At 68.5% G+C, this 15,808-nt stretch carries 14 protein-coding genes; 12 read left to right on the top strand and 2 right to left on the bottom strand.

Annotated features, from left to right (window positions below):
• The first annotated feature begins 13 nt into the window (after positions 1 to 13).
• From glmU to pth, 5 genes are all read left to right on the top strand, one after another.
• A complete protein-coding gene (gene glmU, locus IPV09_RS06945; protein WP_207474510.1) occupies positions 14 to 1,312 on the top strand; it encodes a bifunctional UDP-N-acetylglucosamine diphosphorylase/glucosamine-1-phosphate N-acetyltransferase GlmU in 1,299 nt (432 codons plus the stop codon).
• A complete protein-coding gene (locus IPV09_RS06950; RefSeq protein WP_207474511.1) occupies positions 1,309 to 2,289 on the top strand; it encodes a ribose-phosphate diphosphokinase in 981 nt (326 codons plus the stop codon). Before glmU ends, IPV09_RS06950 begins: the two co-directional genes overlap by 4 nt.
• 2 nt (positions 2,290 to 2,291) lie before the next feature.
• The gene (locus IPV09_RS06955) at positions 2,292 to 2,768 is read left to right on the top strand and encodes an aminoacyl-tRNA deacylase (RefSeq protein WP_207474512.1); all 477 of its coding nucleotides are present in this window, start codon (positions 2,292 to 2,294) and stop codon (positions 2,766 to 2,768) included.
• 142 nt (positions 2,769 to 2,910) lie between these two features.
• Positions 2,911 to 3,537: a 50S ribosomal protein L25/general stress protein Ctc gene (locus IPV09_RS06960; RefSeq protein ID WP_207474513.1), complete on the top strand. Its 627-nt coding sequence runs from the start codon at positions 2,911 to 2,913 to the stop codon at positions 3,535 to 3,537.
• A 23-nt stretch (positions 3,538 to 3,560) separates the two neighbouring features.
• On the top strand, positions 3,561 to 4,160 hold the full coding sequence (gene pth, locus IPV09_RS06965) for an aminoacyl-tRNA hydrolase (RefSeq protein ID WP_207474514.1): 600 nt from the start codon (positions 3,561 to 3,563) through the stop codon (positions 4,158 to 4,160).
• Positions 4,161 to 4,219: 59 nt separating this feature from the next.
• On the opposite strand, the gene IPV09_RS06970 is transcribed toward pth, so the two are convergent.
• Complete coding sequence (locus IPV09_RS06970) at positions 4,220 to 5,062, bottom strand: endonuclease domain-containing protein (protein WP_207474515.1); 843 nt, start codon at positions 5,060 to 5,062, stop codon at positions 4,220 to 4,222.
• A gap of 204 nt (positions 5,063 to 5,266) precedes the next feature.
• Here IPV09_RS06970 and mfd point away from each other — a divergent pair, with 204 nt between their 5' ends.
• From mfd to IPV09_RS07000, 6 genes are all read left to right on the top strand, one after another.
• On the top strand, positions 5,267 to 8,821 hold the full coding sequence (mfd, locus tag IPV09_RS06975) for a transcription-repair coupling factor (RefSeq protein ID WP_207474516.1): 3,555 nt from the start codon (positions 5,267 to 5,269) through the stop codon (positions 8,819 to 8,821).
• A 55-nt stretch (positions 8,822 to 8,876) separates the two neighbouring features.
• On the top strand, positions 8,877 to 9,422 hold the full coding sequence (locus IPV09_RS06980; protein ID WP_207474517.1) for a SurA N-terminal domain-containing protein: 546 nt from the start codon (positions 8,877 to 8,879) through the stop codon (positions 9,420 to 9,422).
• Positions 9,422 to 10,048 (top strand): MazG family protein, encoded by a 627-nt coding sequence (locus IPV09_RS06985; protein ID WP_207474518.1) that lies wholly within the window; start codon positions 9,422 to 9,424, stop codon positions 10,046 to 10,048. Before IPV09_RS06980 ends, IPV09_RS06985 begins: the two co-directional genes overlap by 1 nt.
• Positions 10,049 to 10,142: 94 nt before the next feature.
• Positions 10,143 to 11,006, top strand: a complete 864-nt coding sequence (locus IPV09_RS06990) for a class II fructose-bisphosphate aldolase (RefSeq protein WP_207474519.1) — start codon at positions 10,143 to 10,145, stop codon at positions 11,004 to 11,006.
• Positions 11,003 to 11,773: an HAD-IA family hydrolase gene (locus IPV09_RS06995; RefSeq protein ID WP_207474520.1), complete on the top strand. Its 771-nt coding sequence runs from the start codon at positions 11,003 to 11,005 to the stop codon at positions 11,771 to 11,773. The genes IPV09_RS06990 and IPV09_RS06995 overlap by 4 nt, the downstream gene beginning before the upstream one ends.
• A gap of 41 nt (positions 11,774 to 11,814) precedes the next feature.
• Complete coding sequence (locus IPV09_RS07000; protein ID WP_207474521.1) at positions 11,815 to 12,660, top strand: DMT family transporter; 846 nt, start codon at positions 11,815 to 11,817, stop codon at positions 12,658 to 12,660.
• On the opposite strand, the gene IPV09_RS07005 is transcribed toward IPV09_RS07000, so the two are convergent.
• A complete protein-coding gene (locus IPV09_RS07005) occupies positions 12,648 to 13,385 on the bottom strand; it encodes a GntR family transcriptional regulator (protein ID WP_207474522.1) in 738 nt (245 codons plus the stop codon). The genes IPV09_RS07000 and IPV09_RS07005 overlap by 13 nt on opposite strands.
• Positions 13,386 to 13,621: 236 nt before the next feature.
• Between IPV09_RS07005 and IPV09_RS07010 the strand changes: the two genes are divergently transcribed.
• A complete protein-coding gene (locus tag IPV09_RS07010; protein WP_207474523.1) occupies positions 13,622 to 15,805 on the top strand; it encodes a thiamine pyrophosphate-dependent enzyme in 2,184 nt (727 codons plus the stop codon).
• Positions 15,806 to 15,808 lie beyond the last annotated feature (3 nt).

The following is a 15,808-nucleotide window of genomic DNA, read 5'->3' on the forward strand; positions in this document are numbered from 1 at the left end:
GTCCGGCACCTCGATGTACAGCCGTGAAGCGGAGGAACCCGTGACCCAGCCCAGCCAGGACCCATCCCGTCCCCAGGACCCAGGAAGCCCGTCACCGGTGGCTGCCGTCGTCGTGCTGGCAGCCGGTGGCGGCACCCGGATGAAGTCGACCACCTCCAAGCTGCTGCACCGCGTCGCCGGCCAGACGATGCTCAGCTACGCGGTCTCGGCGGCCGGGGCGCTCGACCCGCAGAACCTGGTGGTCGTGGTGGGCCACAACCGCGAGCAGGTGCTCGAGCACCTGCACGACATCGCCCCCGAGGTGAGGACCGCGGTCCAGGAGGAGCAGAAGGGCACCGGGCATGCCGTGGGCTGCGGACTGGTCGGACTGGAGCAGATCACCGGCGAGGTGGTGGTCACCTACGGCGACGTGCCCATGCTGACCGGCGAGACGCTGGTGGAACTGGTCGAGGCGCACCGCAGCGCCGGGAACAAGGCCACCGTGATGACGGCGGTCGTGCCCGACCCGACCGGATACGGTCGAGTCATCCGCGACGGCGACCGGGTCGCCCGCATCGTCGAACAGAAGGACGCCAGCCCTGATGAGGCCGAGGTCCGCGAGATCAACTCCGGCATCTACGTCTTCGACGCCGAGGTGCTGCGCCACGGCCTGTCGAACCTGGACACCGACAATGCCCAGGGCGAGTTGTACCTGACCGACGTGATCACCATCGCCAACCGGGCCGGTCACCGGGTCGGCGCCCACATCATCGACGACCTGTGGCAGACCGAGGGCGTCAACGACCGGGTCCAGTTGGGCCGGATGCATGCCGAGATGAACCGCCGCATCGTCGAGAAGTGGCAGCGGGCAGGCGTCACGGTCCTCGACCCCACCAGCACCTGGATCGAGTCGGAGGTCGACCTGGGCCAGGACGTCACCCTGCTGCCCAACACCCACCTGGAGGGCGCCACCTCGATTGCGTCCGGGGCCACTATCGGCCCCGACACCACCCTGCGAGACGTCGAGGTCGGTGAAGGCGCCACCGTCATTCGTAGTCACGCCGAACTGGCGGTGGTCGGGCCCGGTGCCGTGGTCGGTCCCTTCGCCCACCTGCGGCCGGGTGCCCAACTCGGCCAGGGCACCACCGCGGCCGGTTTCGTCGCCATCCGCAACGCCACCATCGGCGACGGCTCCACCATCGCTCCGTTGAGCTATGTCGGTGGGGTCGGGGTCGAGGCCGGTAGTCTGCTCCAGCCCGGTGCGATCCTGATCGATGCCGAGACCATCCACGTCAATGCCCAGCACACCGATCGTCCGGAGGACTCCCAGTGACCAGTGGCGTCAAGCGCCCCAATGACAAAGAGATCAAGCTGTTCTCGGGGCGCGCATACCCAGAATTGGCCCATGAGATCTCCGAACTGATGGGCGTCCCGCTGGTGCCCACCCGGGCGCTGGCCTACGCCAACACCGAGATCTACGTTCGCTTCGAGGAGTCGGTGCGAGGCTCGGACGCCTTCGTCATCCAGTCCCACTGCGCCCCGGTGAACGAGTGGATCATGGAGCAGTTGATCATGGTCGACGCCCTGAAGCGGGCCTCGGCCAAGCGGATCACGGTGGTCGCCCCCTTCTATCCCTATGCTCGCCAGGACAAGAAGCACCTCGGACGTGAGCCCATCTCGGCCCGCCTGATCGCCGACATGTTCAAGGTGGCCGGCGCCGACCGCATCATGTCGGTCGACCTTCACGCCGCCCAGATCATGGGCTTCTTCGACGGCCCCGTCGACCACCTGTGGGCGCTGCCGGTGCTCTCGGACTACGTCTCCGAGAAGTACGCCGGTGAGGACATCGTCGTGGTCTCACCCGACGCCGGGCGAGTGCGCCTGGCCGACATGTGGACCGACCGGCTGCACTCCTCGCTGGCCATCATCCACAAGCGCCGTGACCCCGACAAGGCCAACACCGTCGAGGTCCACGAGGTGGTCGGTGACGTGGTCGGCAAGACCTGTCTGCTGGTTGACGACATGATCGACACCGCCGGCACCATCTGCCAGGCCGCCGAGGCGCTGATCGAGCGCGGCGCCGCCAAGGTCATCGCGGCCGCCACCCACCCGGTGCTGTCCGGCCCGGCTGCGCAACGACTCAACGACTCACCCTTCGAAGAGATCATCGTCACCAACACGCTGCCCCAGCGTGCCGGGGTCGACATCCCGAAGCTGACGGTGCTGTCGATCGCCCCCTTGATCTCCAAGGCCATCCACGAGGTCTTCGAGGACGGTTCGGTGACCTCCCTGTTCAACGGTCACGCCTGAGCATGGTCGACCCCGGCGAACAGCGCGCACTGGCGGCCCTCCAGGCAGCCGGCGTGCCGTTCGCGATCACCCGGCACGGTCGGGTGGGGTCGCTGGCCGAGGCGGCAGCGGCGCGCGGGGTGGAACCCGGCGACATCATCAAGAGCCTGGTGGTGCGTCGCGGCGACGACGACTTCCTGTTCGTGCTGGTGCCCGGCGACCGTGAGATCAGTTGGCCCAAGCTGCGCGGACTGCTCGGCGTGAGCCGGCTCTCGATGCCGGATGCGGCCACCGCGCGCGACGCCACCGGGTACGAGCGCGGCACCATCACCCCGTTCGGGTCGGTGCGCCGCTGGCCGGTGGTCGCCGACGCCACCGTGGCCGGACGCACCGTCTCCCTCGGCGCCGGCGCCCACGGCGTGGCAGCCACCTTGGCCGGGGACGACGTCATTTCGACCCTGGACGCTCAGGTCGCCGACGTCACCGACCCAGCCGGATGAATTTGTCTGGCCCGCGGTCCAGCCGATAGACTCACCGGGCTGCTTGGCGAGGGACGCCTGTCCGTGATCGACGAGCTCCATTAGTGGAGTCCGTTTGCCCTCCCTCGCGAGCCCACACGTTCGAGGTTGAGGAGAAACAACAATGGCTGAAATCACTCTCGTCGCAGAGTCCCGTTCCGAGTTCGGCAAGGGCGCTGCCCGCCGCCTGCGCCGCGCCGGCCAGGTTCCCGCCGTGCTGTACGGCCACGGCACCGATCCCGTCCACATCGCCCTGCCGGGCCACGCGACGCTGCTGGCCCTGCGCCAGGCCAACGCCCTGCTGTCGATTGAGGTCCCCGGCGAGGCCGCCCAGCTGGCCCTGCCCAAGCAGGTGCAGCGCGACCCCATCCGCGGTTTCATCGAGCACGTCGACCTGCTGCTGGTGCGCCGCGGTGAGAAGGTCTCGGTCGAGGTCGCCATCGTGACCACCGGTGAGGCCACCCCCAACACCATGGTCAGCATTGAGCACAGCACCATCACCGTGCTCGCCCCGGCCACCAGCATCCCCAGCGAGATCGAGGTCTCGATCGAGGGCGCCGAGGTCGGCACCCAGATCCTGCTGGGCGACCTGCAGCTGCCCGAGAACGTCGAGATCGCCGGTGACCCCGAGGCGCTGGTCGTCAACATCACCAATGCCCCGAGCCAGGCCCAGCTGGACGCCGAGATGGCCGAGGCCGAGGCTGAGGCCGGCATCGAGCACGAGGCTCCTGCCGCTGCTGAAGAGGCCTGAGCACGACCCAGGTCTGGGCCGTCATGAATTCTCCCTGGCTGGTGGCGGGGCTCGGCAACCCGGGCTCCGCCTACGCCTCGACCCGCCACAACGCGGGCTTTCTCGTCGTCGACGAGGCGGCCTCGCGTGGGCGGGTCAGTTTTTCTGCCCCCCGCGGTATGTATGCCGATGTCGCCGAGACGCGTCTGGGGGCGAGCGGCTTCGGTGCCGTCGGGGACGCGGTCAAGGTGGTGCTGGCCAAACCCCGCACCTACATGAACGAGTCGGGACGCTCGATTCGGGCGCTGTGCTCCTTCCACAAAATCCCCACCGACCAGGTCATCGTCGTCCACGACGAACTGGACATTGACTTCGGCCAGTTGCGGATCAAGGTCGGTGGCGGCGACAACGGCCACAACGGCCTCAAGTCGACCCGCGCCCACCTCGGTTCGGGTGACTTCTTCCGCGTCCGCTACGGCATTGGTCGCCCCCCGGGCCGGCAGGCCGCCTCCGATTACGTCCTGGAGCCCTTCCCGGCGAAGCTGCGCGACGACGTGCTGGTCGAGGCCAGCCGCGCCTGTGACGCGATCGAGGTGCTGATCCGCGACGGGCTGGCGGCCGCGCAGAACATCTTCAACAGCTGATTCCACTCCAGCAGCGTGCACACAGTGCGGCTCTCTCAGTCGCTGCGCCGACACCGTCCTCACTGGGTGCACGTTGCTGAGAGCTTGCGCAAGGTCCTGATGACCAGGTCCGGCATGGTGTCCAGACTGTGCCAGGTGAAGCGCAGCACCGTCCACCCATCGAGTTGCAGATAGTTGTGACGCTCGGCGTCGGACTCCATCGCCGCTTGGCTGCTGTGGTAGGCCCAGCCATCGAACTCCAGGGCGAGCTTTGCCCCGGGGAAGGCTGCGTCAATGTAGAACGTGCGACCCAGGATGCGGACCCGGTGGTTCGCTCGCCAGCCCTTGATTCCTGCCTGGCGCAGGGTGGAATGCGCTCGGCGCTCCAGTGCCGACCATGGGCTGTCCCGTGACTCCCACAGCAGACGCGCGCGGTGGCGATTGCCGGCTCGGTTCGGCAACGCGTCCAGGGCGTCAGTGAGCTGGCGGATCGTCGCCGCGCGGCTGCGCAGCACCTCATCGATTGGGCTGGCGCCCATCGCGTCGACCAGCTGCAGCGCCGCCAGTGCTGGGCTCGCGATCCTCAGGTCCCCCCGGTTCACCGTCAGGACGGTCGGAATGCTGTCCAGCGTCGGGACCAGCCAGGGTGGGGGATTGCGGAAGCGCGCCGGGGCGATGGGCACCGTCTCGTTCGCCAGCGCTGGCCAGAAGAGCAGACGGGCGGCTGCGGCCCCGATCACGGTGGCCTGCGGACGGGCCGCTTGGGCGGCGTGCACCCGGTCCAGCCAGGTATCGGACTCGGCGGCGGTGTAGATGCCGGGCAGGATCGCCCGCAGGTTCCCGCGGCGCACCTGTTCGTCGACGTGACCGCGCCGGTCCAGGGGTACCTGGGCTCGGACAATGAGGTGGGTTGCTGGTGTCATGCCCCGGTTATGGGTGTCGCGGCGCGGCCACGACCAGTTCTCCACAGGTTTTCTGCGTGGCGGAAGGTTCTCCACAGGCCGGGTCGAACAGCAACGTGCACCCAGTGGACCAAGAACGCTTCCCGGTGGCCGGATTGGCTCACTGGGTGCACGCTGCTGGGTCGACGGGTGTGGCCGTGGAGCGGCATCGCCTAAACTCGGCGGGTGACTCTTTCCGGACTCGTTGACCTGCTCGCGACCGACCCGCAGCTGGCCGAAGCCCTCGAGAGGGGACGCGCCGGCCAGCCAGCGCTCGACCTGACCACCCCCTCCAGTTCTCGTGCCGCCATCGCGGCCACCCTGGCCAGCAAGACGGGTCGGATGACGTTGATGGTCACCTCGACCTTCCGCGAGGCCGAGGACCTGGTGGCCAGCCTGGAGTCATGGCTCAGCCCCGAGGACGTCTGCTACTACCCGGCTTGGGAGACGCTGCCCCACGAGCGGCTCAGCCCCCGCTCCGACACCGTCGGGCGTCGGCTCCAGGTGCTTCGCCGCATCGTCGGGAACTCCGAGCAGCCCAAGCCCACCGTGGTCGTCGCCGCCGTCCGCTCGATCCTGCAGCCGCAGGCCCAGGGCCTGGCCGACCTGGAACCGGTCGTCGTGCGCAAGGGTGCCGAGTCCAGTCCGCGAGCACTGGCCGAGGCGCTGGTCGCCGCTGCCTACAACCGGGTCGACCTGGTGGAGCGTCGCGGGGAGTTCGCCGTGCGCGGCGGCATCGTCGACGTCTTCCCGCCCACCGACGAACATCCCGTCCGGATCGACTTCTTCGGCGACGAGGTCGACGAGATCAGGACCTTCACCGTCGCCGACCAGCGTTCCACCGACCAGACCCTCACCGAGGTCACCGCCAGCCCCTGCCGCGAACTGCTGCTCAACGACCAGGTGCGGGCCCGGGCCAGGGCGCTGATCAGCGAGCACCCCGAACTGACCGACATGCTCGACCGGATCGCCGAAGGTCACGCCGTGGAGGGCATGGAGGCCCTGACCCCGGTGCTGGTCGACCGCCTCGAACTGCTCGTCGAGGTGATGCCCACCAACACCCTGGTGCTGGTCAGTGACCCCGAACTGGTGCGCAGCCGCGCCATCGACCTGGTCCGCACCAGCCGGGAATTCCTGGAGGCGTCCTGGTCGGGTGCGGCCGGGGGAGGCCGGGCACCGATCGACGTGTCCTCCTCGGCCTACCGCGAACTGGGCGACGTCCGGGCCGTCTCGCTGGGGCGCGGCCAGTCCTGGTGGACCCTGTCACCCTTCTCCTCGGCCCCCGACGCCGGCGACATCGCCACCAGCGACGTCACCCTCGACGGCGTCGAGTCCCACACCCTGGCCATCGCCGCCACCGAGTCGTGGCGCGGCGACGTCGAGGGGGCGATTGCTGACTTCGCCGACTCGCTGGCCCGCGGTGATCGCGTCGTCCTGACCGCCGACAGCCCCGGTCTGGCTGCCCGGATGAAGGAGGTGCTGGCCGACCACGACCTGCCCGCCCAGGTCGCGACCGTGCTGGAGGAGGCGCCGCCGGCCAACACCATCACCATCGTCACCGCCACCCAGCAGCATGGCTTCCGGGCCACAGCGCTCGGTCTGTCCGTGCTCACCACCGGTGACCTGGCCGGCTCCCAGGCTGCCGACAAGGCGGCGCGCAAGATGCCCTCGCGCCGCAAGAACCAGATCGAACCGCTGGAACTCGTCGTCGGCGACCCCGTCGTCCACGAGCACCACGGGGTCGGCCGCTACATCGAGATGACCACCCGCACCGTCCAGGGCGCCACCCGCGAATACCTGGTCATCGAGTACGCGCCGTCCAAGCGGGGCCAACCTGGCGACCGTCTGTTCGTCCCCATGGACGCGCTCGACCTGGTCACCCGCTACGTCGGCGGCGAGAATCCGTCCCTGGACCGGATGGGCGGGGCCGACTGGCGCCAGCGCAAGTCCCGCGCCCGCAAGGCCGTCAAGGAGATCGCGGCCGAGTTGATCAAGCTGTACGCGGCGCGTCAGGCCAGCCGTGGCCACGCCTTCGGCCCCGACACCGTCTGGCAGCGGGAACTGGAGGACGCCTTCGCCTACGTCGAGACGCCCGACCAGTTGGCCACCCTGGAGGAGGTCAAGCGTGACATGGAGGCCGTCGTCCCCATGGACCGGCTGGTCTCCGGTGACGTCGGCTACGGCAAGACCGAGATCGCCGTCCGGGCCGCGTTCAAGGCCGTCCAGGACGGCAAGCAGGTGGCGGTGCTGGTGCCGACCACCCTGCTGGTCCAGCAGCACTTCCAGACCTTTACCGACCGCTACGCCGGTTTCCCGGTGAGCGTGGCACCCATGAGCCGCTTCCAGACCGACGCCGAGATCGCCAAGACCAAGGACGGGCTGGCCAGCGGCAAGATCGACGTGGTGGTCGGCACCCACCGGCTGTTCGGCAGCGATGTCGCCTTCAAGGACCTGGGCCTGGTCATCGTCGACGAGGAGCAGCGCTTCGGCGTCGAGCACAAGGAGGCGCTGAAGCGTTTGCGTCTCAACGTCGACGTGCTTTCCATGAGCGCCACCCCGATCCCTCGGACCCTCGAAATGGCCATCACGGGCATCCGCGAGATGTCCACCATCGCCACCCCGCCCGAGGAGCGCCACCCGGTGCTGACCTTCGCCGGCCCCTACGACGAGGGCCAGGTGGTGGCGGCCATCCGTCGCGAACTGGCCCGCGAGGGGCAGGTGTTCTTCGTCCACAACCGGGTGCAGTCCATCGAGAAGACGGCGCGCCGGCTGCGGGAACTGGTGCCCGAGGCACGGGTGGTCACCGCCCACGGGCAGATGGGCGAGAAGCAACTCGAGCAGATCATGGTCGACTTCTGGGAACGTCGCGCCGACGTGCTGGTCTCGACCACCATCGTCGAGGCAGGTCTGGACATCTCGACGGCGAACACCTTGATCATCGACCGTGCCGACCTGATGGGCCTGTCACAGCTGCACCAGATCCGGGGCCGCGTCGGACGTGGCCGTGACCGGGGCTACGCCTACTTCCTGTACCCGCCGGACAAGCCGCTCACCGAGGCCGCCCACGACCGGCTGTCCACCATGGCAGCCCACACCGACCTGGGCGCCGGCATGGCGATCGCCATGAAGGACCTCGAGATCCGCGGCGCGGGCAACCTGCTGGGCGGTGAGCAGTCGGGCCACATCGCCGACGTCGGCTTCGACCTGTACATCCGCCTGGTGGGGGAGGCAGTCAGCGACTTCCGCGGCGAGGACACCGAACCCGAGGCCGACATGCGCATCGAGCTGCCCGTCGACGCCCACCTGCCGACCGACTACGTGGAGTCCGAACGCCTGCGCCTGGAGATGTACAAGCGCCTGGCCGAGGTGCGTCACAGCGCCGACATCGCCGAGGTCGCCACCGAACTGCGCGACCGCTACGGCGAGTTCAACGAGCAGGTGCAGGCGTTGCTGGACGTCGCGGCATTCCGGCTGCTGTGCCGTGAGCGCGGCATCCAGGAGGTCACCACGGTCGGCACCAACATCCGGCTGGCGCCGGCCGACCTGCCCGAGTCCCGCCAGATGAGGCTGGACCGGCTCTACCCCGGCACCGTGATCAAGCGCGCCCTCAACGTGGTGCTGGTGCCCCGCCCGCGTGCCTCGGTGACCAGCGGATTGATGGCCGACCAGGAACTGCTCGAGTGGGTGACCGCGCTGGTCACCGACATCTTCCCGGTGCTGGTCCACGCCGAGCATGGCTAGGATCGTCGCGATGCTGCGAGAGCCGCCAGCGACGTCCGACCGTGAGGAAACATCGATGCCCCGCACTGCCCGTACCGGTTGGAGCCGAGTTCGCACTGGGGCCGTGGCCGTCGCGGCGGCGCTGGCCGTCACCGGCTGCGCCCACCCCAGCGGTGGCACCGCCTTCGAGGTCGAGGGCCACAGCATCAGCCTCACCGACCTGCAGTCAGCCGCCCAGGCCTGCGCCGCGCCACTGGGCTTCAGCCAGGACGCCATGGACGCCCAGATCCGCATCATCGCCCTGCAGGGGCTGATCGGGAAGGCGTTGGCCGAGCAGAACGGCCTGTCCTACTCCGACGCGCAGGTGCGCCAGGCGCTGGCCGACCAGCAGGTCGACGGTGCCCTCGATGCGCCCGGCTGCAGCGAGGTCGCCCGCGCCTACGGCACCTTCTTCCTGGCCGCCACCCAGGTCGGCGCCGACCGGGGCATCGCCCAGATCACGGCCATGGACGTGGTGGTCAACCCCCGCCTCGGCAGCTGGGACCGTGAGCAGCTCGGCCTGCGCCACGGCAACGGCTCGCTGTCGCAGGTCGGCCCCGAGTCGCTCGACTCTCAGGGCTGATGAGCGAACCCGGCCAGGAGTTGCTGCGGTTGCGCCAGGTGATGCACCGGCTGCGCCGGGAGTGCCCCTGGGACGCCCAGCAGACCCACCGCAGCCTGGTCACCTATCTGGTCGAGGAGACCGGTGAGGTGATCGACGCCATTGAGACCGGTGATGACACCGACCTGGTCGAGGAGCTCGGCGACCTGCTGCTGCAGGTCTACTTCCACGCCGAGATTGCCGAACAGCAGGGCCGGTTCACCTTGGACGAGGTCGCAGCCGGCATTGCCGACAAGCTCACTGACCGGCACCCCTACGTCTTCGGCGAGGACGAGGTGCCCGACGACCCGAAAATTGCCTGGGAGGCGCGCAAGCGTGCCGAGAAGGGCCGCACCTCGTCCCTGGACGGCATCGCGCAGTCCCTCAGCGTCGTCGCCCGGGCCACCAAGGTGGCCAGTCGGACCCGCAACCACCACGTGCCCATCGACCTGCCAGACGCACCGGTCACCGCCGACCAGGTGGGGCAGGGGATCATTGACCTGGTGCTGCGGGCGCACGCCAGCGGGATTGACGCCGACCAGGCCAGCCGGGAGGCGTTGCGGGCGCTGGAGACGCGCATCCAACAGGCCGAGCTGGACGCTCGCTGAGGGCCGATGGCAACATCCGGCGCGTTGTATGCACTCGTATATACATGTATACTCGCCGTTAATCGACGTGAACTACCCCCTTCAGGAGCACACTATGACTTTCGCCAGCACCAAGGCGCTGACTCTGGCGGCCAAGGCAGGCGGTTACGCCGTGCCCGCCGTGAACATCGTGGACCAGTTGTCGCTCAACGCCGTTGTTGATGCCGCCAACGAGGCCCGGTCGCCGATCATCCTGCAGACCTCGGTCAAGACCCTCAAGGTGCTCGGCGCCGAGGCGCTGGGCGCCGCCGCCAAGCTCGCCGCCGCACGCGTCGACGTCCCCGTCGCGTTGCACCTGGACCACTGCCCCGACCGGGCCGTGATCACCGAGGCCATCAAGTACGGCTGGTCGTCGGTGCTCTTCGACGCCAGCGACCGCGACCTGGACACCGCCTGGGCCGAGACCCGTGAGGTCGTCGCCGAAGCGCATGCCGCCGGCGTCGACGTCGAGTCCGAGATCGAGAACATCATCGGGGTCGAGGACGGCGTCGGGTCGGACACCGCCAAGCACAGCTACTCCGTCGACAAGCTGATCGAGGTTGCCACCGACACCGGCACCGACCTGATCGCCCCCCAGCTCGGCACCGCCCATGGCCTGTACAAGGCCTCGCCCGTCCTGCTGTTCGAGCGCGTCGAGGAGTTCGCGTCGAAGACCGACCTGGCCATCGTCCTGCACGGTGGCACCGGCCTCTCGGCCGAGGAGTTCACCCGCTTCATCACGGCGGGGGTGTCCAAGATCAACATCTCCACCGCATTGAAGCTTGCCTTCATGCACAGCGCCCTGGAACACCTGAAGGCCGCCGAGGCATCAGGCAAGTGGGAGCCGGTCAAGCTCTTCGCCGACCAGATCGAGGCCATGAAGGCCACCGTCACCGAGCACATCAACCTGTTCGGTTCGGCCGGAAAGGCACAGGCATGAGCCGCGCACTGATCCTCGACTGCGACGGCGTCCTCGCCGACACCGAACTCGACGGCCACCTGGTCGCCTTCAACCAGGTCTTCGCCGACGCGGGCGTCGGCTTCCAGTGGGGGACCGACGAGTACGGTCAGCTGCTCAAGATCGGCGGCGGCAAGGAGCGCCTGCGCCACTACCTGTCGCAGAACCCTGATCATGGTCTGGGTGAGGGCGCCGAGCTCGACGCCCGGATCGCCGAGTTCCACAAGGCCAAGTCGGCCGCCTACGTCGACATCGTCGAGGCCGGCAAGCTGCCCGGCCGCCCCGGGGTGCGCCGCCTCATCGAGGAGGCCCTGGACGCCGGCTGGCAGGTGGCGGTCGCCTCCACCTCCGCCGTCGGCTCGGTCGAGGCCGTGCTGGCCTCGGTGATCGGCCCCGAGAACCGGGCCCGAATGGCCGGTGTCTTCGCCGGTGACATGGTCAAGGCCAAGAAGCCTGCCCCCGACATCTACCTGATGGCGCTGGAGGCCCTGGGTGTCAGCGCCGACGAGGCCGTCGTCATCGAGGACTCCGAAGCCGGCGCCAAGGCCGCCGAGAACGCCGGCCTGACCCATGTCGTCACCGTCAGCCACTACACCACCGAGGACCCCTTCCCGGCGGCGGCGACCGTGGTCAGCTACCTGGGGGAGCCGGACCAGCCCGCCACCACCCTGGCCGGTCCCGACCTGACCCACGACGGGGTCATCAACCTGGCCTCGCTCGAGGAAGCCCTCGCCGCGCGAGCGGTCTGACCCTGAACCAGCTGAATCGTTCCAGTGCGGCCCTGATGGTGATGGGCAGTTGCCTGTCATTGCAGTTCGGGGCCGCCCTGGCCACCCAGTTGTTCCCGGTCGCCGGGGCCTGGGGTGTCACCTCGGTGCGGCTGGTGGCCGCGGCCCTCATCCTGCTGGTCGTGGTGCGTCCCCGCACCTCGGGCTGGACGGCCCGCACCTGGCGTTGGGTGGTCCTGTTCGGCCTGTCGCTGGGGGCCATGAACGGCTTCTTCTACGCCGCGGTCGAACGGTTGCCGCTGGGGGTGGCCGTCACCCTCGAATTCCTGGGCCCACTGACCCTGTCAGCCGTCCTGTCCCGACGCCCACGCGACCTGCTGTGGGTGGTGATGGCGCTGGGCGGGGTCGCCCTGCTCGGTCTGGACGGCTTCCGCGGCGAGACCCCCCTGGATCCCCTGGGGGTGCTGTTCGCCCTGGTGGCCGCCACGTTGTGGGCGATCTACATCCTGCTCGGCGCTCGCGTGGGTGCCATGGCGCCGGGGCAGGGGCCGCTCGCTGTCGCCATGGCGGTCGGCGCGTTGGCGATGCTGCCGCTGGGCGCCCAGGGCGCGGTCGCACTGTTCGCCGACCCTGTCCTGGTGGTGCTGGCCATCGGCACCGGACTGCTCGGCTCAGTGGTCCCGTACTCGCTGGAGTTCGCGGCGCTGCGCCGGTTGCCGCGGCACGTCTTCGGCATCCTGCTCAGCCTTGAACCCGGCTTCGCGGCCCTGGTCGGTGCCTTGCTGCTCGGCCAGTGGCTCGGCGTCGCCTCGTGGGTGGCGGTGCTGCTCGTCACCGCCGCCAGCATCGGCGCCACGGCGGTGGCCGAACGGGACAAGAGAGTGGGACGACGACCTCACAGGTCGTAGTGGAACTCCAGCTTCACCTTGTCGCCGCGGAAGACGATCTTGGTGAACTCGAACATCTGGCCGTCGTCGTGACGGATGTGCTGCTGCAGCAGCAGCACCGGGGTGCCGGGACGGGCCGCGAGCGCCTCCGCCTCGGACTTGGTGGCCAGTGCCGACTCCAGCGACTCCTGCACCGTGGCCATCCGCAGCCCGTGGTCACGTTCCAGCACCGTGCACAACTGCTGCTTGGCGAGGTCGGCCTCCAGCAGCCGCGGCGCCAACTTCTCGGGGACGAAGCTCTCGTGGATCGAGATGGGACTGCCGTCGACCCGGCGCACCCGACGGATCCGGTAGACGTTGTCGCCGACCTCGATGCCGAGGTGGCGCGCGACGCGGGCATCGGCGGGCACCAGGTCCTCGACCAGCACCTCGGTGTTGGTGTCGAAGCCCTGCGCCTCGAGTTGCTCCCGGATGCCCTGGTAGGAGGGGGATCGGGTCGAGATCTTGCGGTGCGCCACGAAGGTGCCCTTGCCGTGCACCCGGTACAACAGGTCTTCATCGACCAGGTTCGTCAGCACCTGGCGCACCGTCATCCGGCTGAGGCCGTACATGCGGTTGAGTTCGTTCTCGGACGGAATCTTCTCGTCCGGTTCCCACTCGCCGTCCTGGATCTTCGTCCGCAAGATGTCGGCCAGCTGCACGTACAGCGGTATCGCTGACTTCCGGTTGAGCGTCTCTACTACCACCGTGCTGCCTTCTCTAGGTCCGTTGTGAGGGATGCCCCTGCGTCATGTCTCGTGATCGTGGCCGCATGGTGCATACATGTATAGGCATGTATACTCCCAATTGTCTGCCGGAACGAGTGCCCCGCAAAGGTTTATCCCTCAAGCTTAACGGGAACCATCGCTGGAACCGGCGTCGGCGCCTCGCGGCGCGCCCCCCGAACACCAGGCGAATGTCGCCTCGATGAGGACAAGGATCCATGCCTACCGTCAAGAATTTGAAGCCGACCACCCCCTGGGTGGAACTCAAGACGACCCCAGCCGACTGGGACGCCGCCGACCCGACTCTGCTGCAGAATGCCATCGTCCAGATGCACCTCATCCGCACCTTCGAGGAGGAGGTGCTGAACCTGGCCGGCCAGAAGCTGATCAATGGCCCGGCACACTCCTCGATCGGGCAGGAGGCCGGTGCTGTCGGTTCGGCTCTTCCCCTGGTCGTCGCCGACCAGGTCAACGGTTCGCACCGTGGCCACCACCAGTTCCTGGCCAAGGTGTTCAACGGCGTCAACCCGGATGGCTTCACCCTCGACGGCGAGTTCAGTGATGACATCGTGGACGTCCTGTACCGGACCATGAGCGAGATCGCCGGCCTCAGCGACGGGTACTGCAAGGGCCGTGGCGGCTCCATGCACCTGCAGTGGAAGGAGATGGGTGCCATGGGCACCAACGCCATCGTCGGCGGTGCCGTCCCCTTCGCCACCGGTTTCGCCTGGTCACACAAGCAGGCCGGCACCGACAACGTCTCGGTGACCTACTTCGGTGATGGCGCCGCCAACATCGGCTCGGTGCTGGAGGCCATGAACCTGGCCGCCGCCTGGGACCTGCCCACCCTGTTCTTCATCGAGAACAACCAGTACGCCGTCTCGACCAACGTCTTCGAGGCCACCGGCGAGCCCCGCCTGTCCAGCCGCGGCATCGGCTTCGGCATCCCGGCCTGGCGCGTCGACGGGCAGGACGTCCTGGCCGTCTACCTCGCCACCTTGCAGGCGCTGGAGTACATGCGCAGCGGCAAGGGGCCGGCCATCATCGAGGTCGAGACCTACCGCTACTTCCACCAGAACGGTCCGTTCCCGGGTTCGGCCTTCGGCTACCGATCCAAGGACGAGGAGGCCGAGTGGCGTGAGCGTGACCCCATCAAGCTGCTCGAGGCCCAGCTGATCCGCCGTGGCCTTGCCACCCGCGAGCAGTTGGATGCCCTGGCCGCGCGCGCCGTCAAGGCCAACAAGGACGTCAGCGCCCGGCTGACCGAGCCCGACCCCGACGGCAAGCCCGGTGCGCTGAAGATCCGCCCCGAACTGTGGCCCTCGGCCGACTTCATTGACGTGAACATCCGCGGCGAGGCCCCCACCTACGAGGGGCTCACCGTCAAGGACACCGCCGACTTCAGTGAGGGTGACCTCGAGAAGAAGAAGTTCGTCGACGTGGTCGCCGACGTGATGAACCGCCGGATGGAGACCAACGACAAGATCGTGGTGATGGGCGAGGACGTCCACAAGCTCTCGGGCGGTTCGCGTGGCGCCACCAAGAACCTGGCCGACCGCTTCCCCGACCGCTGCCTCGGCACCCCCATCTCCGAGGCCGGCTTCACCGGTCTGGGCGGCGGCATCGCCCTGGACGGCCGCTTCTACCCCGTCGTCGAGCTCATGTACGCCGACTTCATCTGGGTGGCCGCCGACCAGATCTTCAACCAGATCGCCAAGGCGCGCCACATGTTCGGCGGCGAGCACCCGATGGCGATGCTGCTGCGGATGAAGATCGGCACCACCACCGGCTACGGATCCCAGCACTCGATGGACCCCGCAGGCATCTTCGCCACCTCGGTCGGGTTCCGCATCATCGCCCCGTCCAATGCCCTCGACTACGTCGGCCTGCTCAACGCCGCCATGCAGACCGGTGACCCCGTCGCCGTGCTCGAGCATGACGCCGACCTGTACAAGACCGAGCAGTTGGCACCCAAGGACCTCGACTTCGTCCTGCCCTTCGGCAAGGCCGCGGTGCGCCGTGAGGGTTCGGAGGTCACCGTGATCTCCTACCTGTCCATGGTCGCGCGCGCGCTGGACGCCGTCGAGCAGTCCGGCGTCGACGGCGAGGTCATCGACCTGCGCTGGCTCGACCGCGCCACCTTCGACTGGGAGACCGTCGGGGAGTCGATCAAGAAGACCAACAACGTCGTCATCGTCGAGCAGGGCGCCCAGGGCACCTCCTACGGCGGCTGGGTCGCCGACGAAATCCAGCGACGCTTCTTCGACTACCTGGATGCGCCGGTGGCGCGCGTCACCGGTGGGGAGGCCTCGCCGAGCATCTCCAAGGCACTGGAGCAGGCCGCGAATGCGAACACCCCCGACATCGTGGCTGCCCTCAACGACATCGTGAAGGGAAACTGACCC

The sequence above is a fragment of the Tessaracoccus sp. SD287 genome, assembly GCF_017355265.1.
Classification (GTDB): Bacteria; Actinomycetota; Actinomycetes; order Propionibacteriales; family Propionibacteriaceae; genus Aestuariimicrobium.

Coding starts and splice junctions, on each gene's coding strand:
- glmU (WP_207474510.1), top strand. CDS start 14: ATGTACAGCCGTGAAGCGGAGGAACCCGTGACCCAGCCCAGCCAGGAC.
- IPV09_RS06955 (WP_207474512.1), top strand. CDS start 2,292: ATGGTCGACCCCGGCGAACAGCGCGCACTGGCGGCCCTCCAGGCAGCC.
- IPV09_RS06960 (WP_207474513.1), top strand. CDS start 2,911: ATGGCTGAAATCACTCTCGTCGCAGAGTCCCGTTCCGAGTTCGGCAAG.
- pth (WP_207474514.1), top strand. CDS start 3,561: ATGAATTCTCCCTGGCTGGTGGCGGGGCTCGGCAACCCGGGCTCCGCC.
- IPV09_RS06970 (WP_207474515.1), bottom strand. CDS start 5,062: ATGACACCAGCAACCCACCTCATTGTCCGAGCCCAGGTACCCCTGGAC.
- IPV09_RS06980 (WP_207474517.1), top strand. CDS start 8,877: ATGCCCCGCACTGCCCGTACCGGTTGGAGCCGAGTTCGCACTGGGGCC.
- IPV09_RS06985 (WP_207474518.1), top strand. CDS start 9,422: ATGAGCGAACCCGGCCAGGAGTTGCTGCGGTTGCGCCAGGTGATGCAC.
- IPV09_RS06990 (WP_207474519.1), top strand. CDS start 10,143: ATGACTTTCGCCAGCACCAAGGCGCTGACTCTGGCGGCCAAGGCAGGC.
- IPV09_RS06995 (WP_207474520.1), top strand. CDS start 11,003: ATGAGCCGCGCACTGATCCTCGACTGCGACGGCGTCCTCGCCGACACC.
- IPV09_RS07000 (WP_207474521.1), top strand. CDS start 11,815: ATGGGCAGTTGCCTGTCATTGCAGTTCGGGGCCGCCCTGGCCACCCAG.
- IPV09_RS07010 (WP_207474523.1), top strand. CDS start 13,622: ATGCCTACCGTCAAGAATTTGAAGCCGACCACCCCCTGGGTGGAACTC.